21 protein-coding genes and 2 tRNA genes are annotated in these 24519 nt (G+C 72.4%); 13 read left to right on the top strand and 10 right to left on the bottom strand.

Translation table 11 applies throughout. The features are described 5' to 3' along the window. Positions 1 to 61 precede the first annotated feature (61 nt). Together BM237_RS19730 and BM237_RS19725 are read left to right on the top strand one after the other, a co-directional pair. Positions 62 to 2140, top strand: coding sequence for a vWA domain-containing protein (locus BM237_RS19730; RefSeq protein WP_175541067.1), 2079 nt, complete (start codon positions 62 to 64; stop codon positions 2138 to 2140). 20 nt (positions 2141 to 2160) lie between these two features. Beyond that, positions 2161 to 3453 carry a hypothetical protein gene (locus BM237_RS19725; protein WP_139238133.1) on the top strand — a complete coding sequence of 431 codons (1293 nt, stop codon included), beginning with the start codon at positions 2161 to 2163 and terminating at the stop codon, positions 3451 to 3453. 57 nt (positions 3454 to 3510) lie between these two features. Here the strand turns inward: BM237_RS19725 and BM237_RS19720 are convergent, their stop codons facing one another. Next, entirely contained in the window at positions 3511 to 4911 is a 1401-nt protein-coding gene (locus tag BM237_RS19720) for a serine/threonine-protein kinase (RefSeq protein ID WP_093851025.1), read from the bottom strand. A gap of 65 nt (positions 4912 to 4976) precedes the next feature. Next, a complete protein-coding gene (locus tag BM237_RS19715) occupies positions 4977 to 5528 on the bottom strand; it encodes a helix-turn-helix domain-containing protein (RefSeq protein ID WP_093851024.1) in 552 nt (183 codons plus the stop codon). A 129-nt stretch (positions 5529 to 5657) separates the two neighbouring features. Here BM237_RS19715 and BM237_RS19710 point away from each other — a divergent pair. Then, positions 5658 to 5730: transfer RNA gene (locus BM237_RS19710), tRNA-Ala, on the top strand. A gap of 144 nt (positions 5731 to 5874) precedes the next feature. On the opposite strand, the gene BM237_RS19705 is transcribed toward BM237_RS19710, so the two are convergent. Next, positions 5875 to 6531, bottom strand: a complete 657-nt coding sequence (locus BM237_RS19705; protein WP_093851023.1) for a DUF5324 family protein — start codon at positions 6529 to 6531, stop codon at positions 5875 to 5877. Positions 6532 to 6848: 317 nt separating this feature from the next. Here BM237_RS19705 and BM237_RS19700 point away from each other — a divergent pair, with 317 nt between their 5' ends. Beyond that, the gene (locus BM237_RS19700; RefSeq protein ID WP_093851022.1) at positions 6849 to 7376 is read left to right on the top strand and encodes a peptidylprolyl isomerase; all 528 of its coding nucleotides are present in this window, start codon (positions 6849 to 6851) and stop codon (positions 7374 to 7376) included. Positions 7377 to 7576: 200 nt separating this feature from the next. Beyond that, positions 7577 to 8467 (top strand): rhomboid family intramembrane serine protease, encoded by an 891-nt coding sequence (locus BM237_RS19695; RefSeq protein WP_093851021.1) that lies wholly within the window; start codon positions 7577 to 7579, stop codon positions 8465 to 8467. Between the two features lie 364 nt (positions 8468 to 8831). Here BM237_RS19695 and crgA read toward each other — a convergent pair whose 3' ends face one another. Continuing rightward, complete coding sequence (crgA, locus tag BM237_RS19690) at positions 8832 to 9089, bottom strand: cell division protein CrgA (RefSeq protein WP_093851020.1); 258 nt, start codon at positions 9087 to 9089, stop codon at positions 8832 to 8834. 168 nt (positions 9090 to 9257) lie between these two features. On the opposite strand from crgA, the gene BM237_RS19685 reads away from it, so the two are divergent. The 5 genes from BM237_RS19685 (at position 9258) to BM237_RS19665 (ending at position 13010) form a co-directional block, all read left to right on the top strand. After that, positions 9258 to 9995 (top strand): DUF881 domain-containing protein, encoded by a 738-nt coding sequence (locus tag BM237_RS19685; protein WP_245793782.1) that lies wholly within the window; start codon positions 9258 to 9260, stop codon positions 9993 to 9995. A gap of 134 nt (positions 9996 to 10129) precedes the next feature. After that, positions 10130 to 10315 (top strand): hypothetical protein, encoded by a 186-nt coding sequence (locus BM237_RS19680; protein ID WP_093851019.1) that lies wholly within the window; start codon positions 10130 to 10132, stop codon positions 10313 to 10315. After that, on the top strand, positions 10312 to 10941 hold the full coding sequence (locus tag BM237_RS19675) for an aminodeoxychorismate/anthranilate synthase component II (protein ID WP_093851018.1): 630 nt from the start codon (positions 10312 to 10314) through the stop codon (positions 10939 to 10941). Before BM237_RS19680 ends, BM237_RS19675 begins: the two co-directional genes overlap by 4 nt. Continuing rightward, positions 10938 to 12227 carry a class E sortase gene (locus tag BM237_RS19670; RefSeq protein ID WP_245793780.1) on the top strand — a complete coding sequence of 430 codons (1290 nt, stop codon included), beginning with the start codon at positions 10938 to 10940 and terminating at the stop codon, positions 12225 to 12227. The genes BM237_RS19675 and BM237_RS19670 overlap by 4 nt, the downstream gene beginning before the upstream one ends. Positions 12228 to 12269: 42 nt before the next feature. Further along, positions 12270 to 13010, top strand: coding sequence for a class E sortase (locus tag BM237_RS19665; protein WP_175541066.1), 741 nt, complete (start codon positions 12270 to 12272; stop codon positions 13008 to 13010). A gap of 201 nt (positions 13011 to 13211) precedes the next feature. Here BM237_RS19665 and pknB read toward each other — a convergent pair whose 3' ends face one another. The 6 genes from pknB to BM237_RS19635 all read right to left on the bottom strand — a co-directional run bounded on the left by pknB (position 13212) and on the right by BM237_RS19635 (position 21216). Then, the gene (gene pknB / locus BM237_RS19660) at positions 13212 to 15203 is read right to left on the bottom strand and encodes a Stk1 family PASTA domain-containing Ser/Thr kinase (protein ID WP_093851016.1); all 1992 of its coding nucleotides are present in this window, start codon (positions 15201 to 15203) and stop codon (positions 13212 to 13214) included. A 149-nt stretch (positions 15204 to 15352) separates the two neighbouring features. Next, positions 15353 to 16810, bottom strand: coding sequence for a peptidoglycan D,D-transpeptidase FtsI family protein (locus BM237_RS19655; RefSeq protein ID WP_093851015.1), 1458 nt, complete (start codon positions 16808 to 16810; stop codon positions 15353 to 15355). After that, positions 16807 to 18246, bottom strand: coding sequence for an FtsW/RodA/SpoVE family cell cycle protein (locus BM237_RS19650; protein ID WP_093851014.1), 1440 nt, complete (start codon positions 18244 to 18246; stop codon positions 16807 to 16809). Before BM237_RS19650 ends, BM237_RS19655 begins: the two co-directional genes overlap by 4 nt. Positions 18247 to 18262: 16 nt before the next feature. Next, complete coding sequence (locus BM237_RS19645) at positions 18263 to 19864, bottom strand: Stp1/IreP family PP2C-type Ser/Thr phosphatase (protein WP_093851013.1); 1602 nt, start codon at positions 19862 to 19864, stop codon at positions 18263 to 18265. A 25-nt stretch (positions 19865 to 19889) separates the two neighbouring features. Next, positions 19890 to 20390, bottom strand: coding sequence for an FHA domain-containing protein FhaB/FipA (locus tag BM237_RS19640; protein WP_093851012.1), 501 nt, complete (start codon positions 20388 to 20390; stop codon positions 19890 to 19892). 10 nt (positions 20391 to 20400) lie between these two features. Next, positions 20401 to 21216, bottom strand: a complete 816-nt coding sequence (locus BM237_RS19635; protein ID WP_093851011.1) for an FHA domain-containing protein — start codon at positions 21214 to 21216, stop codon at positions 20401 to 20403. 323 nt (positions 21217 to 21539) lie between these two features. On the opposite strand from BM237_RS19635, the gene BM237_RS19630 reads away from it, so the two are divergent. From BM237_RS19630 to BM237_RS19620, 3 genes are all read left to right on the top strand, one after another. Further along, a tRNA-Leu gene (locus BM237_RS19630) sits at positions 21540 to 21623 on the top strand. 218 nt (positions 21624 to 21841) lie between these two features. Next, on the top strand, positions 21842 to 23263 hold the full coding sequence (locus BM237_RS19625) for a DUF2252 domain-containing protein (RefSeq protein WP_093851010.1): 1422 nt from the start codon (positions 21842 to 21844) through the stop codon (positions 23261 to 23263). Positions 23264 to 23485: 222 nt separating this feature from the next. Next, complete coding sequence (locus BM237_RS19620; RefSeq protein WP_425443717.1) at positions 23486 to 24418, top strand: J domain-containing protein; 933 nt, start codon at positions 23486 to 23488, stop codon at positions 24416 to 24418. The last annotated feature ends 101 nt before the right edge of the window (positions 24419 to 24519 follow it).

Genomic DNA, 24519 nt, shown 5'->3' with positions numbered 1-24519 from the left:
CAAATATATACGATGCTTCCGCAAAGCTATCGGAGAGGCACGCCCGAGGGGGGCAAGGCACATGGCACGACTCCATCGCCGTATGGTCGCGGCGCTGAGCGGCGGCACACTCCTGGCGCTGATCGCGGCACCGCTTGCCGCGGCGTCTCCCCGGGAGGCTCCCGCGACACCGCGGGCGGTTGCGGAAGGCAACGCCTCACTGGTGATGGTGCTGGACTCCTCCGGCTCGATGGCCGAGGACGACGGCTCGGGCAGCACCCGTATCGAGTCCGCCCGCCGCGCCGTGGGCACGGTCGTCGACGCGCTCCCCGACGGCCATCCCACCGGTCTGCGGGTCTACGGCGCCGACCGGGAGGAGGGGTGCACCGACACCCGTCTGGTGCGGCCGGTGGAGCCACTGGACCGCGCCGCGCTCAAACGCGCCGTCGCCGGGGTGGAGCCCAGGGGAGACACCCCCATCGGCCTGGCACTGCGCAGAGCGGCCGAGGACCTGCCCGGGGCGGTTGGAGGTTCCCTGGACCGCCGTACGATCCTGCTGGTCTCCGACGGGGAGGACACCTGCGGCACCCCCGACCCGTGCGAGGTCGCCCGGGAACTCGGCGGGCAAGGGCCCTCCCCGAAGTCCTCGGGGTCTCCGGGGTCCTCGGGAACCCTGCGGATCGACGCCATCGGCTTCCAGGTGGACGGGAAGGCCCGCGAGCAGCTCGAGTGCATCGCCCGGGCCGGCCACGGCTCGTACTACGACGCGCCCGACGCCGACGCCCTGGCCCGCCAGCTCCAGCGCGCCTCGCGGCTTTCCGCCGACGGCTACCGCATGGAGGGCGAGCGGATCACCGGCGGGCGGACGGCGGACGACGCCCCCGAGATCGCCCCCGGCCAGTACACGGACACCATCGGCCCCGGCGAGAAGCGCTGGTACGCCGCGAAACTGGGCGGCCCCGCCGAATCGGCCGCCGACGACCTCGCCGTGACGGCCGTGCCCCAGCCCGGGGTGCCGGTCGCCTCCATGGACGGCCTCCGGCTCACCCTGGTCCGGGACGAGAAGTACCGGCCGCGGTGCGGCAGTACCTGGCGGTACTTCGGCCGGAACGCCGGAGCCATGCCGATCACCGCCGCCGTCAGCCGGATCCCGTCGGCCGACGGCGACCGGGCCTGCGACGGGGCCGGCCGCTACCTGCTGACGGTCGAACGGCGTTCCCACGCGGACTCCGACCGGGGCCGCTGGCCCTTCGAACTGCTCCTCGCCACCGAGAAGCCGCTCGCCGAGGGCACCGTGCCGGCGCACTCCGAGCCCCACTACGGCGCGGGCGGCAAGGACGCGCCCCTGCCCACCGACCCGCCGCGCGACGTCGAGGGCGGCACCGGCTTCAACGACGCCCGCCGCCTCGGCCCCGGCGTGTGGCGCGACGAGCTGATCCCCGCGCAGACCCGCTGGTACCGGGTGCGGGTCGGCTGGGGCCAGCAGCTGCGCTACGACGTGGAGTTCGGCAACGAGCCGACCGTCGACGGCCCGGCCGGGACGCTGACGCGCGTGAGCACCGAGGTCTACGGCCCCACCCGGGTGCCCGTCCGCCCATCCGGCGAGTTCGACACCGGGGCCCTCTACCGCGGCGAGCCGGCGGCGGTGTCGGGCGGCACGGTGCCGGTGGCGTGGACCAACCGCTGGGAGAGCGCGGCCCGTGCGGTGCCGGTGCGGCGCGCGGGCGAGTACTACATCGGCGTCGGCCTCGACCCGGACGCCGCCGAGCTCGCCGAGAACGTGGCCGTCGGCTTCGTGCTGCGGGTGGCGGTGATCGGCGAGGAGAGGACCGGACCGGAGCACGGCGCGCCCGCCGTACGCGAGCGGGGCGGGGATCGGGACGGCGGACAGACGCGGAAGGAAACGGAGGCCGCCGGGGACGGCTCGGGCCCCGGCGGTGCAGGATGGTCCGGTCCGGCCGTCGCCGCGGCGGCCGGAGCGGTGACGGCGCTGGCGATCGCGCTGGCGGCCGTGTACACGCGGTACACGCGCTCGCGCGGGCGTACGGCTGCGCGTACGGCTGCGCGTACGGCGGTGGCGAAGGACGGCGGCGCCGGCAGGACGGCCGACGGTACGGGGAACGGCGCGCAGAGCGGCAAGACGGAGGGTGGCGCATGGTGAAGGGGCGGGCGGGACGCACGATGAGGAGTTCACTGGCCGCCGCGGCGGCGCTGTGCGCGGTCGCGGCGCTGCCGGGCTCGGCCGCGGCCGCGCAGTCGGCCGGACCACAGGACCCGCCCGCGTACGAGACGGCTCCGAGCGCCCAGCGCGTCGAGGGCGAGGAGAGCAGCGCCCACGGGCCGGCCATCGAACCGGGCTTCTACACCGACGACATCGGGCCGGGCGAGCGCAGGTACTACAGCGTCACGCTGGACGGCGAGTCCAACGTCTGGATCTCCGCGACCGCCCTGCCCGAGCCGGGCAGCCGGGTCAAGAGCATGGACGGCATCGAGGTCGCCCTGGAGTCGGCGGACGGCACGAACTGCGGTGACGGGGACGTGAGCTTCGGCTCCGACGACACGGCCAGGCCGATCGCCGACCTCGCCGGGCGCATGATCAAGAAGGACGGCTACTGCCAGGAGCCCGGCGTCTACCACTTCTCCGTGGAGCGGGACAGCGACGAGACCGCCGACGCCGGCCGCTGGCCGCTGGAGATCTCCTTCATGCGGGAGCCGGGGCTGCGCGACCCGGCCTCCGGCGGCCCGTCCGAGGCCGCGCCCGACGCCGCGACGCCGAGCCCGCCGGGGGCGCCGAAGGGGGAGACCCGGCCGATCGAGGGCGGCACCGGCTTCAACGACGCGCCCGGCATGGGCGAGGGCAACTGGAGCGACCGGCTGCGGCCCGGCGAGACCCGCTTCTACAAGGTGCCGCTCGACTGGGGCCAGCGGCTCCACACCCAGGTGGAGTTCGGCACGGCCAAGGCCAGGGGCGACAGGGCCCCGTACGTCAGCGGCGCCTTCCGGGTGGACTTCTACAACACCGCTCGCGGGCGGATCGGCACCGACGGCGTGGGCTACCGGCCCGACAAGTCCGCCGCGTACCGGCTGGACGGACAGCGCGTCGCCTTCGCCAACCGCTTCGACGGCAGCACGGAGCTCGGCGAGACGCGCTTCGCCGGCTGGTACTACATCGCGGTGCACGCCAACGGGAAGCTGGCCGAGTCCGTCGACGGCACGGTGCCCGTGGTGCTGCGCACCACGGTCGCGGGCGAGCCGGAGGCCGGCCCCGAGTACGACGGGAACGCCGAGGAGGCCGGCTTCGGGGTCACCGAGGACGACCGCGAGGCCGCGGCCGAGGGGCTGAACCGGTCGGCCGCGGAGAGCGGGGAGACCCTCCGGCTGCTGGGCTGGGCCGGGATCGGCGCCGGCACCGCGCTGATCCTGGGACTCGGCCTGTGGGCGATCCTCGCCCGGCGGAGCGCGGCCCGCGCCTGAGGGCCGGGGCGCGGGGCGCGGGGTTTCAGGGTGTCTGGTCGTCAGGGCGTCAGGGCGTCAGGGCGTCTGGGTCAGAGCCCAGACGCCGACGGCGATGAGGACCAGGGCCAGCGCCAGGAGCGGGGCCGCCACCTTCACGGGCGGCCCCGGCCTGCGCGCCGCGGGAGCGCGGTGCCCCGAGTCCGCCGGCCCGGCGGGGGCGAGCGGGCGGGCGGTCGTATAGGGCTGTGTCGGCTGCGTCGGCTGTGTCGGCATACCGGCGAGGGGCGGCTGTGAGTACGGCTGTGGCTGCGGATACGGATACGGCTGGGCGGCGGGTGCCCCGGGAGACGTCTGCGTGGTCTCCTGCGCCGCCGCCGGCGCGTGGGCCTGGGCCGCGGGAGGAGCCGGCGCCGGGAACGGCGGGGCCTGCGGTGGTTCCCGGGTGTACGCCTGTACGGGCGGGGGGAGGTGGAAGCTCCCGGTGTCGGAGGCCGGGAATCCCGAGGCCTTGAGGCCTTCCCCGTCCCCGCTCTCCGGCCCCTGCCCGGTGCCCCCGGCGTCCCCGGTGCCCCCGGCGTCCCGCGGGCCCTCCCGGTTCTCCGGCCCGTCCGGCCCGAACCCCGGCGGCAGCGGACCGATCTGGTCGAAGACCTCCACGGCCTCCTGCTCCGCCGTGGCGTCCGCCGACAGCAGCTCCGCGGCGGAGGCCAGCGCCCTGCGTACGCCCGTCGCCGTACGGAAGCGGGCTTCCGGATCGGGGTGCAGCAGAGTGCCCAGCACCTGCCACAGCGGCTCTGGGATGTCCTGCGGCGCGGGCGGCACCCCGTGGACGTACGCCTCCACCAGCGCCTGGGAGTCGGGCTTGCGGCCGGTCAGCAGGTACAGCGCCACCAGCCCGACCGCGTACAGGTCGGCGGGGAAGTCCGGCTCGGCGCCCATCAGCTGCTCGGGGGCGAAGTAGCCGGGGGTGCCGACCACGTAGTCGGCCTCGGTCAGCCGCGGTTCGCCCTTGCGCATCGAGATGCCGAAGTCGGACAGCCGCAGATGGGGCCGGCCGGTGCCGGTGGCCTCCAGCAGGATGTTGGCGGGCTTGATGTCGCGGTGCACCACGTCCTCGGCGTGCACCGCGGAGAGCCCCGAGAGCAGCTGGTCGAGCAGTGTGCACACATACGCCGGCGGCAGGGGGCCGTAGTCGCCGATGAGGTGGGCGAGCGATCCGCCGCGGACCAGGTCCATGGTGAACAGGACCTTGTCGTCGTCGGCGGCCCAGCTCGTCGGGGCCAGGACATGGGGGTGGTCGATGCGCAGCGCCTGCTCGCGGACGAACCGCAGCAGGGTGTGCGCGTCGCTCTGCTGGAGGACCTTGGCGGCCACGTAGCGCCCGCGCCGGTGGTCCCAGGTGCGCCAGACCGCGCCCACGCCGCCGCGTCCGATCGGGTCGACCAGTTCGTACCGACCCGCGAAGACCTCGCCCATCGCGCTGTGCCCGCCTCGTCCCTGTGCCCGTCGGTTGCCCGTCCCGCCGGCCGCCGCCGTCGTTCTCAGGCCTGATGCGCCTCGTAGTGCCGGACCGCGTCGGCGGTCTTGCCCGCGCCGTACACCCTCAGGAACTCTGCCAGCTCCGGGTGGCTTCCGGCGAGGGAGTCGGAGGCCTCGATGATGTCGGCGGCGTCCGCGACCGAGCGCAGCAGCGCCTGGATCTCGCGTACGACGCGCTTGACGGTGGTGGCCTGTCCGCCGGATGGGGTGACATGGGTGGAGGAGGTCAGCACGTTGCCGCCGGCGGTGCGGCGGATCTCGTCCATGCGCTGGGTGGCCTCGGCCGCGGTGACGGTGCCCTTGCTGACCTCGGCGGCCAGTTCCTGCAGCGCCTGGACCCGCTGGACGACGGCGGGGTTGCCGATCTTCGCCCGCTGGCCGCTCATGAGCTGGGAGAGCATGGGGGCCGAGAGGCCGAGCACCGTGGCCAGCCGTGCCTGGTTGAGGCCGAGGTCGTCGATGAGCCGGCGGAAGAGGGTGCCCAGCGGTTCGCCGTACCACTGGCTCTGCAGTTCCCTCGCCCGGGCGGTCGCCTCCTGCTGTGCTGCGTCCATCGCTCTCTCCCCTGTCTCCCCGGGTCCGCTTCGCTGGAGCGAACTTCCGGAGCATCCTACGGAGGCGGCGCACGCGGAGCGATACCCGGTCGGAACCAAGCCGGGGCATTGGGTACTCTGTTCCGTGGCGGGGCTTTAGCTCAGTTGGTAGAGCGCTGTCTTTGCATGGCAGATGTCAGGGGTTCGACTCCCCTAAGCTCCACACCACACAGGCCCGGTGCCGCGGAATCCACGGATTCCGCGGCACCGGGCCTGCTGCGTGCCGTGCCGCTTCGCGCGGCTCTGCCGAAGCTCGGCGGACGGCGAGGGGGCCGCCCGCCGGAGAGGAGGGCGGACGCCGGCGCCGTCAGCGCTCCTCGTCCGACGGGGCGGCCTCGGAGGAGGTGCCCTGGGTGTCGGTCTGGGCGGCCGTCGCTCCGGCCTTCGGCTCGGCGGACCCGGTCTCCTCCATGACGGCCGCGTCGTCGCCGACCTCGGTGGCGGCCGGGGGCTCGACCAGCCAGTCGGGGCTGGACTGCTTCTCCCACCACTTCCAGGCGGCCGCCACGCCGCCGGCGACGACACCGACCACCATCAGCCGCTTGAACGCCCGGCCCCGGCGCGCCCGGCGGGCGTTGCGCCGGGCGAGCTTGCGGATGTCCTGGGCGGTCAGCTCGCCGCGCAGCGCGGCGACGGCCGCGGTGGAGCGGGCCACCGCCGCCTCCCGTACCGGGCCGGCCGCGGCGCGGGCGGCCTCGACGCGGGGAGCCGCGTACTCGCTCGCCGTGCGTGCCGCCTCGCGGGTGCGGTGGGCGGCCCGGGAGGCGGCCAGGTCGACCGCGGGGGGCAGGGTCTCGCGGGCTTGCTCCAGCCGCGGCGCGACACGGGCGGCGTACTGTCCGCGCACCGTGGACCGGGCCTGTCCGGCCGCGAGGGCCACCTTCGGCGCCACCGCTTCCGCGGCGTGCCGCACGGTCTCCCTCGCGTTGTCGGTCGCGCTGCGCACGCTGTCCATGCGGGTCACGGGATCTCCTCCTCGTCGGTGGCGTGTGTCTTCCGCCTTCCACCCATGATGGAGATCATGCCTTCACAACAGTGTCGAGGCATGTCTCAACGGGCATACGGGCTATGCCGTACTTCCGCCGCTTGTCCCGTTGGCGGGTCTTTCGCGGTTTCCGCCCTCTCCGTACCCGTCGTCGGCCACGCGCTCCCGCGGTTTGCGCGGTCCGCGTAGGCCACGGGGTCGCCGAGGCCCGCCCGGCCGGACCCCCGCCGCACGGCGCGGCGGGTCCGGCTGTGCGAGGATCGGGGGGTTCCGAAAGTGCAGACGGAAGGTAGACCGTGGCCGAGCAGCTCTACGCCACCCTGAAGACCAACCAGGGCGACATCACCATCCGGCTCTTCCCGGACCATGCGCCGAAGACGGTCAGGAATTTCGTCGAACTCGCCGAGGGCAAGCGCGAGTGGACCCACCCGGCCACCGGGAAGAAGTCCACGGACCGGCTGTACGACGGCACGGTCTTCCACCGGGTGATCAGCGGCTTCATGATCCAGGGCGGCGACCCGCTGGGCAACGGCACCGGCGGCCCGGGCTACGAGTTCGGTGACGAGTTCCACCCGGACCTGGCCTTCAACAAGCCGTACCTGCTGGCGATGGCCAACGCCGGCCCGGGCACCAACGGGTCGCAGTTCTTCATCACCGTCTCCCCGACGGCCTGGCTGACCGGCAAGCACACCATCTTCGGCGAGGTCGCCGACGAGGCGGGGCAGCGGGTCGTGGACGCCATCGCGGCCGCCCCGACCAACCAGCGCACCGACCGTCCGCTGCAGGACGTCGTGATCGAGTCGGTGATCGTCGAGAAGCGCTGAGAAGCGCTGAGAAGCGTCGGCCGGAGCCGGCCGGCGAGGGCCCCGGCCTCGCGCGCGCCGCGCGGCTGGGCCGCCCGTCGGGAACCCGCCGCCTTCTCCGTCCGTAGGACGGAGGGGGCGGTGTTCTCCGTCCCCGTGGGTATGCCACGACCGTGGGCGGGGGTATGCCGTGTCCGTCGTGAGGGGGCGTTGAGGTGGCCATGGAGGATCAGCAGGGCGGTGCGCGGCCGGCGATGCCGCGCTGCTACCGGCATCCCGACCGGGAGACCGGCATCTCCTGCGCCCGCTGCGACCGGCCGATCTGCCCCGAGTGCATGATCCCGGCCTCGGTCGGCTACCAGTGCCCCGAGTGCGTGCGCGGCGGCTTCGGTACGGGCAGCGCCGCGGGCGACGCCCGGCCGCGCACCCTGGCGGGCGGCGCCGTCGCCGCCGACCAGCGCCTGGTCACCAAGGTGCTGCTGGGGATCAACGTGGCGGTGTTCTTCGCGGTGCTCGCCGCCGACGACCGCTCGCTGCTCGGCGCGCTGACGATGCTGGGCTACGCCTACGATCCGGCGGCGGCCGACTGGGCCGGGGTCGCGGACGGCGAGTGGTACCGCATGCTGACCTCGGCCTTCCTGCACCAGGAGATCTGGCACATCGGCTTCAACATGCTGGCGCTGTGGTGGCTCGGGCCGCAGCTGGAGGCGGCGCTGGGCCGCTGGCGCTTCCTGGGGCTGTATCTGCTGTCCGCGCTGGGCGGCAGCGCGCTGACGTATCTGCTCGCCGCGCAGAACCAGGAGTCGCTGGGCGCCTCGGGCGCGATCTACGGGCTGTTCGGCGCCACCGCCGTGCTGGTGCGGCGGATGCGGTACGACATGCGTCCCATTCTGGTGCTGCTGGCGATCAACCTGCTCATCACCTTCAGGATCCCGAACATCGCCTGGGAGGCGCACATCGGCGGCCTGGTGGTGGGGGCGGTCATCGCCTACGCGATGGTGTACGCCCCGCGTGCCCGGCGCGCGCTGGTGCAGTACGGGACGATGGCCGCGGTGCTGCTGGTGATCGCGGTCGTCTGCGTGGTCCGCACGGTGGAACTGCTCGGCCGCTGACCGGCGGCCGGCGGCTGCCGCGCGCCGACTGTCGACCGGTGGTTGTCGGCCGCCGACCACCGCGCACGAAGCTGTGGCCAGAGGTTATCCACAGCAGGTGACCGGTCTTGTGCATGGTGTGGGCGGCCGCCGGTACGGGGTTCCCGGCGGCCGCGCGCATGCGTGTTTCCCCAGGGTGACGGGGGTCGGGCCCACTCGTCTACCGAGGGTCACCAGTCATAACGACAGACAGGCTGAAGAAGTTATCCACAGATCTTCTGAAGTTTTCCCAGGGCTGTGGAAGACCTGTGGATAACGCTGCCGCGGGGGCGGAACCGGTCCGGTCGTGGCGGGGCGTGGCGGGTGCGGCGGGGTGTGGCGGCGACTACTTCCACTGGGTGGAGACGACGAACCCCGCCGCGATGAAGCCGAAGCCCACCACGATGTTCCAGTTGCCGAGCGACTGGACCGGCAGGTCGCCCGTCGTCACATAGAAGACGACGATCCATGCGAGCCCGATCAGGAACAGCGCCAGCATCAGCGGCGCGACCCAGCTCCGCCCCGAGGTGAGGCTGATGTTCGCGGCCTTCTTCGCCGGCGGCGGTGTGAACTCGTCCTTCTTGCGGATCCGTGACTTCGGCACGAGGGACTCTCCTGTCGATGCGCTGCGTGACCGCGCGGGCCTGTCCGTGATGGCCCTTCCCCGGCGGCCGGAGTCCGGTCCGGGGACCGGGGGAGGAGGCCGGGGAGGGGACGATTCCTGATTCCGCTAGCGTAGTACTTCCGCGTGCTGGAGGGAGACAAGGGTAAGGTGACCAATTCCCGCTTCCGGCCCGTCCGGCTCGCCACGGCGGGTGTCTTCGCCCTCGCCGGCTTCCTCTTCTGGATCAGCTTCAACACCGCCCAGGGCACCGACCTGCGCACCGACGACTCGATGCTGCGCCTGTCCGACCTCATCGAGGACCGCAGCGACGACATCGAGGCGCTGGACGAGTCCGTGGGCGCCCTGCGCCGGGAGGTCGACGCCCTCGCCCGGCGCGACAGCGGCGGCACGGAGAGCGAGAAGCGCGTCTTCGAGGAGCTGGAGCGGACCGCGGGGACGAGGAAGCTCTCCGGCTCCGGCCTCACCGTCACCCTCGACGACGCCCCGCCCGACGCCACCGCCCGCATGCCCGGCCTCCCCGAGCCCCAGCCCAACGACCTCGTCGTCCACCAGCAGGACCTCCAGGCCGTGGTCAACGCGCTGTGGGCGGGCGGGGCCGAGGGCATGAAGGTCATGGACCAGCGGCTGATCTCCACCAGCGCGGTGCGCTGCGTGGGCAACACCCTGATCCTCCAGGGCCGCCTGTACTCCCCGCCGTACACCGTCACCGCCGTCGGCGACCCAGACCGGATGCGCGAGGCGCTGGACGACGCCCCCGCCGTCCGCAACTACCGGGAGTACGTAGACGCCTACGGCCTGGGCTGGTCGGTCGACGAGCACGACGAGGTGACCCTCCCCGGCTACTCGGGCGCGATCGACCTGACCCGGAGCACACCGGTGGACTAGGCGGCCCGCCCGGGCCGGACGGCCCGCGGCCGGGCCGCCGGTGGTCTGTGACGCATTGCGGGACTTGTGCCTCCCGCCGGGCCCGCGTACCCGTACTCTGGTTGCGCGAGTAACAGAAGGGACGGCTACACGGCATGTACGGCTGGATCTGGCGGCATCTGCCGGGCAACACGCCCGTACGGGCGCTGCTCTCGTTCGTGCTGGCCCTGGCGGTTGTCTACGTGCTCTTCCAGTACGTCTTCCCCTGGGCGGAGCCACTGCTGCCGTTCGGCGACGTGACGGTCGACGAGGGCCGGGCCGGATCGGGGCAGGGACGATGAGCGCACGCATCCTGGTCGTCGACAACTACGACAGCTTCGTCTTCAACCTCGTCCAGTACCTCTACCAGCTCGGCGCCGAGTGCGAGGTGCTCCGCAACGACGAGGTCCGCCCCGAGCACGCGCGGGACTCCTTCGACGGAGTGCTGCTCTCCCCCGGGCCGGGCACGCCCGAGGAGGCCGGGGTCTGCGTCGAGATGGTCCGGCACTGCGCTGCCAGTGGTGTGCCGGTCTTCGGTGTCTGCCTGGGCATGCAGTCCATGGCCGTGGCGTACGGCGGCGTGGTGGACCGGGCGCCGGAGCTGCTGCACGGCAAGACATCGCTGGTCAGCCATGGCGACGGCGGTGTCTTCGCCGGGCTGCCCTCCCCCTTCACCGCCACCCGCTACCACTCGCTCGCCGTCGAGCCCGCCACCGTCCCGGCGGAGCTGGAGGTCACCGCGTGGACGGAGACGGGCGTGGTCATGGGGCTGCGCCACCGCGAACTGCCGGTTGAGGGCGTGCAGTTCCACCCCGAGTCGGTGCTCACCGAGTGGGGCCACCTGATGCTCGCCAACTGGCTCGCGGAGTGCGGTGACACCGGCGCCGTGGAGCGCTCGCGGGGGTTGGCCCCCGTGGTCGGGGCGTGACGGCCCTGCGTCCGGAGGGCACCCACGGGGCTGACCCGCTCGCCGGGCGCCACCGGGCCGGCCCGCCCGCCGACGCCGACATCGAAGCCGGTATCGACGCCTACGCCGAGCAGGCCGAGCAGCAGGCCTTCGAGGCCGCGGTGGGACGGCTCGCCGATCCGCTGAACGACCCGCTGCCGGGGCAGGAGCCGGTACGGGGGGAGGAGCGGCCGAAGTCGTACGCGCCCTACGCCGATCCGTACGCGCCCGGTGCCGGTCCGTACGCGGAGCCCTACGCGGAGGCGTACCGACCGACCGCCCCCGCCCCCGCCCCCGAGCCCGAGCCCCGGCCCGCGCCGGTGTCCGCGCCCGCCCTCGACGACGAGACGATGACGCTGCGGCAGGCGCACCTCCCGGCGGACGAGACGATGGCGCTGCGCCGGGTGGCGGCCCCGACCCCGTCACCGCACGAGGAGTCCCCCGTCACCGGGTCCGCCTCCGAGCCCGCCTCCGAGCCCGCGGCCGAGCCCGCGGCCGAGCCCGCGGCCGAATCCGCGCCGGCCTCCGGCGAGCCCCGGCCCGGCGGCCGTGCCGCCCGGCGGCGGGCGGCACGGGCGAGCCGGGAGAGTCCGATGGTGGTCGCCAGCCGGGTCCTCGGAGAGCTGTTCATCACCCTCGGCGTGGTGATGCTGCTGTTCGTCTCCTACCAGCTGTGGTGGACGAACGTGATCGCCAACCACCAGGCGGGCGACGAGGCGAAGAAGCTGGAGCAGCGGTGGGGCGAGAAGGGGGACGAGGACAACCGCGACCCCGGGGTCTTCTCCGCCGGCGAGGGCTTCGCGATCATGCACATCCCCAGGCTGGACGTGAAGGTGCCCGTCGCCGAGGGCGTGGACGAGGACGGCGTCCTCGACCGGGGCATGGTCGGCCACTACGGGGAGGATCCCCTGAAGACGGCGATGCCCTGGGACGAGAAGGGCAACTTCGCGGTGGCCGGGCACCGCAACACCCACGGCGAGCCGTTCCGCTACATCAACAAGCTCAACCCGGGTGACCCGATCGTGGTGGAGACCAAGGACACCTACTACGTCTACGAGATGGCCAACCGCCTCGACTCCACCCTGCCCTCGAACGTCAGCGTCATCGACCCCGTCCCCGAGGGATCGGGGTTCACCGGGCCGGGGCGGTACATCACCCTGACCACCTGTACGCCCGAGTTCACCTCGAAGTACCGGATGATCGTCTGGGGGAAGCTGGCCGAGGAGCGCCCGCGCAGCGAGGGGAAGCCGGACGCCCTCGTCCGATAGCCTGCGCGCAGGGACTGCGGAGGGGAACGGGCGGTGCGTCGGGTGGCAGTGATCGACCAGGACAACGGTTCGCGGACGGATCCGCCGCCCCCGCCCCGACGCCGGCGCCCGTGGCTTCCGGCCGTCGTCAGCCTGCTGGGCGAGCTGCTGATCACCGCCGGTGTGGTGCTGGGCCTCTTCGTCGCCTACTCGCTGTGGTGGACGAACGTGATCGCCAACCGCGAGGCCGAGCGCGACGGCAACGAGGTACGCGAGAGCTGGGCGAAGGACGGGCCGGGCGGCGAGGAGAAGAAGGAGTACGAGGGCGGGGACGGCGTCGGCTTCCTCCATGTGCCGTCGATGGGCGGCGAGGTGCTGATCAAGAAGGGCACCGACACCGATGAGCTGAACAAGGGCGTCGCCGGCTACTACACCGACCCCGTGGAGGCCGCACCGCCGTGGGAGGGCGAGGGGAACTTCTCACTGGCCGCGCACCGCGACGGCCACGGCGCCAAGTTCCACGACATCCACAAGATCGACGAGGGCGACCCGATCGTGGTGGAGACCGAGGACACCTGGTACGTCTACAAGGTCTACGAGACGCTCCCCAGGACCTCCAAGTACAACGTCGGCGTACTGGCGGACATCCCCGAGGAGTCGGGGAAGAAGAAGCCCGGCCGGTACATCACCCTGACGACCTGCACCCCCATCCTCACCTCCGACTACCGCTACATCGTCTGGGGCGAGCTGGTGCGCACCGAGAAGGTGGACGAGCGGCGCACCCCGCCGAAGGAACTGCGCTGACCGGCACGCGTTGACCGGTACGCGCTGAGCGGCGGGATCCGGCCGCCGCGCGTACCGTCCGCGCCACCGCCCCGTCGGGGGACGGAGACGGAACGCCCGAGGGCCCCGACCGGAAGCGGAAGCGACCGGTCGGGGCCCTCGGCTGTGCGCCTCATGCGTACGGGGCTCACGGGCCTCGCGGGCGGCGGGCGCCCGGCGGGATCAGTCGCCCCCGCCGGTCATCCCCTCGATGAAGCCGCCGCCGCCCGGCCCGCCGTCCCCGCCGGGAAGGGTGCGCACGGTGACCGTCTCGCCCTTCTTCAGCTGGGTGCCGGCGGGCGGGTCGGTGGCGAGGACGACGGCCTTGTCGTCGCCCGGACCCGACACGGCGACGTTGAAACCGGCGTCCTGGAGCGCCTTGCGGGCGTCCTTGAGCGGTGTGCCCGCCGCGATGGCGGGGACGGCCACCTGCTCCTCGGCCGGTGCCTTGGCCACGATCAGGGTGATGGGGGTGTCCGCCTCGACCTTCTGGTTCCCCGGGGGGTCCTGCTTGAGGACCGTGTTCGGGGGCTGCTCGGCGTTCTCCTGCTCGGCGCGCGAGATGTTGGTGAAGCCCGCGTCCTGCAGCTGCTTCTTGGCCGCCTCGAAGTCCTGTCCGACGACGGGCGGCATGGTCGGCCGCGGGTCCTCCGTGGCCACCGTGATGGTGACGGTGGCGCCCGGCTTCGCCTTCTCCCCGCTGCCCGGGTCCTGCTCGGTGACGGTGCCGGCAGGCTGCTCCGAGACCTCGGTCTCGCGCTCGACCTCGAAGCCCGCGTCCTTCAGCTCCTGCTCGGCGTCGTCCGCCGTCTCGCCGACGACGTCCGGGATCTCGACCTCGCTGGGCCCCTTGGACATGATCAGGGTGATCGTCTCACCCCCCTCGACCTCGGTCCCGGCCACCGGGTCGGTCTTGCAGACGGTGCCTTCCTTCTCCTCGCAGAACTCGCTGGTGCCCTCGGCGACCTTGAGTCTGGAGTTGACGGCCTTCTGCTCGGCCTCCTCGAAGGTGTCCCCGATCAGGTTCGGCACCTTCGGGTTGTTGTCGGTGGGACCGAAGATCACCTTGCCGATGAACACCGCGCCGATCAGCACCAGGATGCCGCCGAGGACCAGCAGGATCGTGGAGAGCTGGTTGCGGCCCCCGCCGCCGCGCCGCCGGTCGGGCCGTTCGTCGTAGCCGTAGCCGCCGTCGTCCTCGCGCATCGGCGGCAGCATCGACGTCTGGGCGGACGCCGGGGCCGTGGCGCGCAGGGCCGTGGTGGGCTGGTCGTCGGGGTGGTAGCCGCCCGTGCCGTAGGCGGCCGCCCCCATGGCCGCCGCGGCGCCGACCGGCTGGCCGTCGAGGGCCGCCTCGATGTCGGCGCGCATCTCGTCGGCGGACTGGTAGCGGTAGTCCGGGTCCTTCACCAGCGCCTTGAGGACGATGGCGTCCATCTCGGGCGTGATCTCGGGATCGAAGGAGCTGGGCGCCTGCGGCTCCTCGCGCACATGCTGGTACGCCACCGCGACGGGGGAGTCCCCGACGAACGGGGGCCGCACCGTCAGCAGCTCGTACAGCAGACAGCCGGTGGAGTACAGGTCGGAGCGGGCGTCGACCGTCTCGCCCTTGGCCTGCTCCGGGGAGAGGTACTGGGCGGTGCCGATGACGGCGGCGGTCTGGGTCATGGTCATGCCGGAGTCGCCCATGGCGCGGGCGATGCCGAAGTCCATCACCTTGACCTGTCCGGTGCGCGTCAGCATGACGTTCGCGGGCTTGATGTCGCGGTGGACGATGCCGTTGCGGTGCGAGTACTCCAGCGCCTGGAGGATGCCGACGCACATCTCCAGGGAGCGCTCGGGCAGCAGCTTGCGCCCGGAGTGCAGCAGCTCGCGCAGGGTCGAGCCGTCCACGTACTCCATGACGATGTACGGGATGGAGATCCCGTCGACGTAGTCCTCGCCGGTGTCGTAGACGGCGACGATCGCCGGGTGGTTGAGCGAGGCGGCGGACTGGGCCTCACGGCGGAAACGAGCCTGGAACGTGGGGTCGCGCGCGAGGTCCACCCGGAGGGTCTTCACCGCGACGGTGCGGCCCAGGCGGGTGTCATGGGCGAGGTAGACCTCGGCCATACCACCCCGGCCGAGCACCGAGCCCAGCTCGTACCGGCCGCCGAGGCGACGCGGCTCTTCCATAGTCTCCAGCCCTCTCCGTGCGTCCTGACCGTCTCCCTGCGCGGTCCGGCGGTGCTGCTCGGCATACGGTACCCGGACCGTGTGCTGGGCCGGGATGCGACCGCTGATGTGACCGTCGGCGTGACCGCCGAGGCGACCGGGCCTCCCGGTCACCTCTTGCCGTCGAGAGCCGCCTCCATCATGGCCTTGGCCACCGGGGCGGCCAGCTTGCTGCCCGCGATGTCGTCGCGGAGGACGTCGGCGCTCTCGACGACGACCGCGACGGCGATCGGGGTCGAGCCGTCGGAGGTCTTGGCGTACGAGATGAACCACGCGTACGGGTTCTTCTCGTTGTTCTCGCCGTGCTGTGCGGTACCGGTCTTGCCGCCCACCGTGACGCCGTCGATCTGCGCGGGGACTCCCGTGCCCTTCTCGACGACCGTCTCCATCATCTGCTGGAGCTTCTGGGCGTTCTCCGCCGAGGCGATCTCGCCCATCTCCCGGGGCTTGTGCTCCTCGACGACGCTGAGGCCCGGCGCGATGAGCTGGTCCATCATGTACGGCTCCATCAGCTTGCCGTCGTTGGCGACGGCGGCGGCCACCATGGCCATCTGGAGCGGGGTGGCGCGGTTGGACGCCTGACCGATGCCGGCCATGGCGTTCTGCGGCCGGTTGTCCTCGGGGTAGACGGACTCGGCGGCGCGGACCGGGACGAAGTGCTCCTGGTTGAAGCCGAACCGCTCGGAGTACTCGATCATCTTCTCGTTGCCGAGCTCGTCGCTGATCTTGGCGAAGACGGTGTTGCACGACCACTGCATGGCCACCCGCAGCGAGGCGTCCTCACAGGGGTGGTTGCCGTCGTTGCCCAGGTCGGTGGTGCTCTGCGGCAGCCGGTACGGGTCCGGGGTGTCGGTCTTCTCGTCGATGTCGTACATGCCGCTCTCCAGCGCCGCGGCGGCCGTGACGACCTTGAACGTCGAGCCGGGCGGGTAGGTCTGGCGCAGCGCCCGGTTGAGCATCGGCTCGTCCTCGTCCTTCAGCAGCCCGTTCCACTTCTCCGCGTCCTTGGAGGAGTTCCCCGCGAAGGAGGACGGGTCGTACGAGGGGGTGCTGACCAGGCCCAGGATCGCGCCCGTCTCGGGGTTGATCGCGACGGCCGCGCCCTTCTTGTCGCCCATCGTCTCGAAGCCGGCCTTCTGGACGTCGGCGTCCAGCGTCGTGACGACGTTGCCGCCCTTCTGGTCCTCGCCGGTGAACATGTCGATGGTCTGGTTGAAGAACAGCCGGTCGTCGTCGCCGGTGAGGATGCCGTCGTAGATGGACTCGAGCTGGGTGGCGCCGAAGGCCTGGGAGGCGTATCCGGTCACCGGGGCCCAGATCTCGCCGTTCTTGTACGTCCGCTTGTACTTGAAGTCGGTGCCCTTGGTCGCCTTCGATCCGGTGACGGCCTTGCCGTCGACGATGATGTTGCCGCGCGGCTGGGCATACCGCTCGATGGCGACACGGCGGTTGTTCTTGTGTGTCTTGTACTCGTCGGCCTGGGCGAACTGGATCCAGTTGTCCCGGATCAGCAGGGCGAGTACGAGCAGGCCGCAGAAGATGGCGATCCGGCGCAGGGGCTTGTTCACGGTCGTACCACCTGAGTCATCTCTGCATCGGGTGAGGGAACGGGGGCGGGCGCGGGTCGCCGCGCGGTATCACTGATTCGTAGCAGGATGGCCACCAGGGCCCAGTTGGTGATGACGGACGAACCACCCTGCGCCATGAAGGGCATGGTCATACCGGTCAGCGGAATGAGCCCCATGACCCCGCCCGCGACGACGAAGACCTGGAGTGCGAAGGCTGAGGACAAGCCAATGGCCAGCAGCTTTCCGAACGGATCCCGGGCGGCCAGGGCCGTGCGGATGCCGCGCTCCACCAGCAGGCCGTACAGCAGCAGTATCGCCATCGTCCCGGTGAGCCCCAGTTCCTCACCGACGGTGGCGAGGATGAAGTCGCTCTTGGCGGCGAATCCGATCAGATCGGAGTGTCCCTGGCCGAGGCCGGAGCCGAGCGTGCCGCCGGAGCCGAAGGCGAAGAGGGCCTGGGCGGCCTGGTCGGAGATCAGCCCCTCCGGCCGCTGGTCCTCGGGGAGGAAGATGTCCATCGGGTGCAGCCACGCCATGATGCGGCCTCGCACATGCGCCTCGAAGGTGGCCACGAACGCGGCTCCCCCCGCGGCCATGAGCAAGCCGAACAGAATCCAGCTGGTGCGCTCCGTGGCCACGTAGAGCATGACCACGAACATGCCGAAGAACAGCAGCGAGGTGCCCAGGTCGGTCTCGAAGACGAGGATGAGGATGCTCATCGCCCAGACCACCAGGATCGGGCCGAGGTCGCGGCCTCGCGGCAGGTACAGCCCCATGAAGCGACGGCTGGCCAGTGCGAGGGCGTCCCGCTTGACCATCAGGTAACCCGCGAAGAAGATCGTGATGATGATCTTGGCGAACTCGCCGGGCTGGATGGAGAAGGAACCGAAACGGATCCAGATCTTGGCGCCGAAGTTCGCCTCACTGGCCGGGAAGAAGGCCGGCGCCGCCAGCAGGATCAGCGCGACGACCATGGAGATGTAGGTGTAGCGCTGCAGAATGCGGTGGTCCTTGAGGAAGACCAGCACCGCCAGGAAGAGCGCTATCCCCAGCGCGGACCACATCAGCTGGTTGGGCGCGGCGATCCCGTCCCCGCGCAGGGCGAGTCTCTCCGACTGGTCGAGCCGCCAGATCAGCACCAGCCCCAGCCCGTTGAGGAGCGTGGCGATCGGCAGCATCAGCGGGTCGGCGTACGGCGCGAATCTGCGCACCACCAGGTGGGCCACGCCGGCCATCAGACCGAGGCCGAGGCCGTAGCCGAGCATGCCCGCGGGCATCTCGCCGTTGATGGCCAGGCCCACGTTGGCGTAGGCGAAAACCGGGATCAGCACGGCGAAGACGAGCATCGCCAGCTCGGTGTTGCGGCGGCTGGGCAGGCCTCCGGGGGAGATCGTCGTGTTGCTGCCGGTGTTCCCGGTGGCTTGACTGGTGCTCATGGCGTGCGGCCCCCTATCACGTGGTGCACTGCTTGGCGAGCCGCTGCTGCTCCTCCGGGAGGGTGGGGCCGGGAGTGGGAGCGGTCGGGCTCTTGACGCTGGCGGTGGCGGCGGAGTTGAGGGAGTCGGGAGAGGACGCGGTCGGGTCGGGGGAGGCGGACGGCTCGGAGCGCTCGCCGGCCCCGGCGCCCTCGCGGGCGGAGCCGCTCTCCTCGGCCTTCCCGGCCTCCGCCTCCGCGCGCTCCTTCTCCCTGCGCTGGGCGGCGACGATCTCGCAGACCTCGGCCTGCTCCGCCAGCTTCTCCAGCCGGTTCTCCGCCTGGGCGAGGCTGTCCATGGAGATTCCGGCCTCGACCTCGTTGCGCTGGTAGGTCGGAAGGTACTTGAGTTCGACCGGCGAACTCCGCTCGACCTCGCTGAGCTGGATCCAGGCCAGCTTCTGGCTGATGCCGCGGTAGATCGCGACGCGGTCGCCGTCGGCTCCGACGTAGAACTGGGTCTGGGTCCATCTGTGGGCGCCGTACAGGCCGCCGCCGAGCAGGCCGAGGACGAGCAGGGCGAGGAAGATCCGCTTCAGCCACCTGAACCGCTTGCGCGGCTTGGCGAAGTCGCCCTCGGCGTAGGCGCCGAACGCCCCGGCGGGCGGGGTGGCGCCACCGCTTCCGGGCGGGCCGAAGCTCCCCTGCGGCCCTTCGGGCGACTGCTGCTGGGGCACTCCGCCGCGGCCGAGCTCGGCGGCGCGGGCGGCGGGGGTCCGGAGGGTGCCGGGGTCGCCGAGCTGCTGCTGGTTCTCGGCGACGGCGCCGACGATGACCGGGGTGTCGTTGAGCCGGCCGGCGAGGGTGTCGTCGCCGACGTCCAGGACGTCCGCGACGATGCAGGTGATGTTGTCGGGACCGCCGCCGCGCAGGGCGAGCTGGATCAGGTCCTGCACGGTCTCGTGCGGTTCCTGGTGGGCGGCGAGGGTCTCCTCCATCGTCTGGTGGCTGACGACGCCGGACAGGCCGTCGGAGCACAGCAGATAGCGGTCCCCGGCCCGCACCTCGCGGATGGACAGGTCCGGCTCCACGTGGTCGCCGCTGCCCAGCGCGCGCATCAGCAGGGAGCGCTGCGGGTGGGTGGTGGCCTCCTCCTCGGTGATCCGGCCCTCGTCCACCAGGCGCTGGACCCAGGTGTGGTCCTGGGTGATCTGGGTGAGCCGGTCGTCGCGCAGCAGGTACGCGCGGGAGTCGCCGACGTGCACCAGGCCGAGCCGCCGGCCCGTCCACAGCAGGGCGGTGAGCGTGGTGCCCATGCCCTCCAGCTGCGGGTCCTCCTCGACCATGACGCGCAGCTGCTCGTTGGCGCGCTGCACCGCCGTGCCCAGCGAGGTGAGCAGGTCGGAGCCGGGGACGTCGTCGTCCAGCTGCACGAGGATCGAGATCACCTCCGAGCTGGCGACCTCGCCGGCGGCCTGGCCGCCCATCCCGTCGGCGATCGCGAGCAGCCGGGGACCGGCGTAGCCGGAGTCCTCGTTGCCCTCGCGGATCATGCCTCTGTGCGATCCGGCGGCGAAGCGCAGTGACAGACTCATGCGCACCTCGCCCGTCGGCTCCGGGTACATCCGCACGGTGCCCACCCTCCGGTCGTCATGGTCGCGTTCACTACTTCCGCAGCTCGATGACCGTCTTGCCGATGCGGATCGGCGCACCGGGCGGGATCGGTGTCGGTGTGGTGAGCCGGGTCCGGTCCAGGTACGTGCCGTTGGTGGAGCCCAGGTCCTCGACGATCCACTGGCCGTCGCGGTCCGGGTAGATCCTGGCGTGGCGGCTGGAGGCGTAGTCGTCGTCCAGCACGATCGTCGAGTCGTGGGCCCGGCCGAGCGTGATGGTCTGGCCCTGGAGGGCCACGGTGGTGCCGGTGAGCGACCCCTCGGTGACCACCAGCTTGGTCGGGGCGCCGCGGCGCTGCCGCCCGCCGCGGGCCGCCTGCTGCGGGGCCTGGCGCGGCTGGGGAGGGCGCTGGGCCTCGGCGCGGCGGGCCGTGCGCTGGGTCACGCGGGTGCCGAAGAGGTCGCTCCTGATGACCTGCACGGTCACGATGACGAACAGCCACAGTACGGCGAGAAAACCCAACCGCATGACCGTCAGGGTCAGCTCTGACATTGCCCCCGCTTCACCCTTCGGCTTGCCGGTAAATGATCGTGGTGCTGCCCACGACGATGCGTGAGCCGTCGCGGAGCGTAGCGCGCGTGGTGTGCTGTCCGTCCACCACGATGCCGTTGGTGGAGCCCAGATCCTGGATCGTCGCCGGATCTCCCGCCCTGATCTCGCAGTGGCGCCGCGAGACGCCGGGATCGTCGATCCGCACGTCGGTCTCGGTGGAGCGGCCCAGCACCAGGGTGGGGCGGGAGATCTGGTGGCGGGTGCCGTTGATCTCGATCCAGCGGCGGGTACGGCCGGGCGGCACCGGAGCGCCGGGGGCGTGCCCGGGGGGCGGTCCGGCAGGCATGGGAGGCGGACCGGCCGGGCGCTGCGGCGGGTACCCGTAGCCGCCGGGGGCGCCGGGGGCGTGTGCGGGAGGCGGCGCGCCGTGCGGGGGCTGGTGCTGGGAGGTGCTGGCGGCGAGGGTGCGGCTGCGCACCCGGTACAGGCCGGTGTCGAGGTCGTCGGCCCGCTCCAGGCCGACCTTGACCGAGCCCATGAACGTGTAGCGCTGCTGCTTGGCGTACTCGCGCACCATGCCGGCCAGCTCGTCGCCGAGCTGCCCGGAGTAGGGGCTGAGGCGCTCGAAGTCCGGTGCGCTGAGCTGGACGACGAAGTCGTTGGGGACGACCGTCCGCTCCCGGTTCCAGATGGTGGCGTTGTTGTCGCACTCGCGCTGGAGGGCGCCCGCGATCTCGACGGGTTGCACCTCGGACTTGAACACCTTGGCGAAGGTGCCGTTGACGAGACCCTCGAGACGCTGCTCGAAGCGCTTCAGAACTCCCACGGTGCACCTCCTTCCCCGATGTCCACGGCTCTAGTGCGCCGGTCGCGGTCGCGCACGACGCGTTGCCTTCCGATACTGCTTACTGATCGTATCCACGCGCGGGGTGAACGGCTGGTTCCCCACCGGGGCCCGGCGCGCGGGTGTCAACCCTCACACGGATCGTAGAGGTGGCACGGGACCAGTGTCCCAAACCGTGGGCGGTCGATATGGGTGTGAGACCACCCCGGACAGCGTGCTAATGTTCTGTGTGTCGCCAGGCGATCCCACCGGACCGGACGAGAGCAGTCCGGAAGGTGTGGGAGAATCAGAGCGGCAACACCCATGCGCGGGTGGCGGAATAGGCAGACGCGCTGGATTCAGGTTCCAGTGCCCGAAAGGGCGTGGGGGTTCAACTCCCCCCTCGCGCACAGAGAGCGAGCCTCTCACGGTGACGGAAGTCACCGTGAGAGGCTCGCTTCGTTTTCCGGGCCGGTCGCGGCTCCGGAGTGGTCCGGGCGGTTCCGGGGGCTGCCCGGCTCCGGGCCGAGGGGTACCTTCGAACCCGCTGATCGTCGCGGTCGGCACGGGGCGGCCCGGTCGGTGCCGGGCCGCAGCCGGCCGCTGGTAAGTAGCAGGGGGTGGGGCCGTGGACGAGCGGCTGCCGTATGTGCCGGGCTTCGCGGACCGGAGGAGCCCGCGGGCACCGAAGCGGGAGGGCAGAGCGCTGCGGGAGGCGGTGCCCAGGCGGGCGCACGCCGGGTTCTCCGAGGCTCCGGGGCGGCCGGACGCGGTGAAGGCCGTGGAGGAGTCCAACCGGGGCCGGATCGGGGAACTGGTGCCGATCCGGGTCGGCCGGATGGTCGCCTCGCCCTTCGCGTTCCTGCGCGGCTCCGCCGGGCTGATGGCGTACGACCTGGCGCACGGCACACCCGCCACCGGTGTCGGCGCGCAGATCTGCGGTGACGCGCACGCCGCGAACTTCGGCCTCTACGGCGACGCCCGCGGCGGTCTGACCATCGACCTGAACGACTTCGACGAGACCGTGCGCGGCCCCTGGGAGTGGGACCTCAAGCGGCTGGCCGCCTCCCTGGTGCTGGCCGGGCGGGAGGCGGGTGCGGACGAGGACGTGTGCCGGGCGGCGGCCCGCGACGCGGCCGGCGCCTACCGGCACACCCTGCGGCTGCTGGCGAGGATGCCGGCGGCCGACGCCTGGAACGCCGTCGCCGACGAGGAGCTCGTCTCGCACGCCGACGCCCACGACCTGCTGGGCACCCTCCGGCGGGTCTCGGAGAAGGCCCGGCGCAACACCAGTGCGCGCTTCGCCGCCAAGTCCACCCGGGAGACCGGCGACGGCGGCCGGGTCTTCGTGGACGCCCCGCCGGTGCTGCGCAGGGCGTCGGACGAGGAGGCGGCGGCCGTGGCCGCCTCGCTGGAGGAGTACCTGGGAACGCTGCCCGAGGACCGGCTGCCGCTGCTGGCGCGGTACGCGATCCACGACGTGGCGTTCCGGGTCGTGGGCACCGGCAGCGTGGGCACGCGCTCGTACGTGGTGCTGCTCCTGGACCACCGGGGCAAGCCGCTGGTGCTCCAGGTGAAGGAGGCGCGGCCGTCGGTGCTGCGGCCGTACACGGCCCTGGCGGGCATCACCGGGCCGGATTCGGGATCGGGGCAGGGGCCGGGGCAGGGGCCGGAGCACGAGGGGCGCCGGGTGGTGCTGGGACAGCAGCGCATGCAGGTGGTCTCCGACACGCTGCTGGGGTGGACGACGGTGGAGGGGCGGCCCTACCAGGTGAGGCAGTTCCGCAACCGCAAGGGCAGCGTGGACCCCGCGGCGCTGGGCGCCGGCGAGATCGACGACTACGCGCGGATGACCGGGGCCCTGCTGGCCCGTGCGCACTCCCACAGCGCCGACCCGCTGCTGCTGGCGGGGTACTGCGGCAAGTCGGAGGAGCTGGACGAGGCGGTGGCCGCCTTCGCGGTCGCCTACGCCGACCGTACCGAGAGGGACCACGCGGAGCTGGCGGCCGCGGTGCGCGCCGGGCGGCTGCCGGCCGAGCGGGAGGTGTGAGGACGGGACGCGGGGCCGCGCCTGAGGGTCCGCGAGGGTCTGGGAGGGCTCGCGCGGAGGCGGGAGCGCGGGCGGGATGTGAGGCCCGGGCCGGGGGAGCCGTAGGCTGGCCGGGTGGCGCCGCCGTCCGGCCGGGGAGCTTTCCCGGTGGCCGCGGCGTGAATCCCGGTCAGGGTCACGGTCAGGGCCGGGGCGCAGTGGAACGCCGTCGCGAGGAAGCCCGTGGAACCGGAAGCCCAGCAGGAAGCCCGGCAGGCCGGGCACGAACCGCACGAACCGCACGAGCCGCAGGACGCGCCGGAGGCCGTCCCGAGCGCCGACGGGGAGGCCGTCGAGCGTCTGGAGCGGGCCGTGCGCGCGGCCGAGACGGCGCTGATCGAGTACGAGATCGCCGTGGAGACCTTCCGGGTCGAGGTGGAGAACTTCTCCCGGCTGCACGAGCAGCGGCTCGGCCCGCTGTACGGCCGCATCGAGGAACTGGACGTCCTGATCGCCGAGGCGCTGGCCGCGTGCACCGGCGATCCCGAGGATGTGCGCAGGGCGCGCGAGGCCCGTGCGTCCTTCCTGCCGATGCCGGCCGTGGAGGAGCTGTACCAGGGCTGGATGGACTCCGCCGGGCTGCCGCCGGAGGCCGTCGCGATGCTCACCGGGCAGCGTGTGCGGCCTCCGGAGCGGGTGCGGCCCAGCGAGCGGGCCAGGCGCCTGTACCGGGAGCTGGTGCGCTCCGCGCATCCGGACCTGGTGCAGGACGACGCGGAGCGCGGGCGGCGCGAGGAGTTCATGACCCGGGTGAACAAGGCGTACTCCGACGGCGACGAGGAGGCGCTCGCCGCGCTGGCCGAGGAGTGGGCCGCCGGGCCGCCGACCGGGGAGGAGCGGGCGGCCGTCCGCGGTGAGGAACTGTACGCGCGCCTGGAGTGGCTGGCGCGGCGCAAGGAGATGCTGGCCGCGGCCGTGGCGGAGCTGGAGGAGGGCGCGATCGGCTCCATGCTCAGGCTCGCGCCCGACGATCCGGACGGCCTGCTGGAGGAGATCGCCGGGCGGCTGCGTGAGCGGATCGCCGAGAAGGAGGCGCGTCTGGCCGAGCTGAACGGCCGGATGGGGCAGGCGGGGTGGACCGGCCACCAGGCGGAGCGGCCGGGGCCGACGGTTTAGGTTCCCGGCCGGTGGCCGGGCGGGGCGTCCGGCCGGAACGTGCGAGTGTGCGAGTGTGCGAGACGGCGCCGGAGGACCGGGGCCGGGTGAGAGGGGCGTGA

It is taken from the genome of Streptomyces mangrovi (genome assembly GCF_900114215.1).
Taxonomy (GTDB): domain Bacteria; phylum Actinomycetota; class Actinomycetes; order Streptomycetales; family Streptomycetaceae; genus Streptomyces; species Streptomyces barkulensis.
This window is presented reverse-complemented; position numbering and strand designations above follow the sequence as displayed.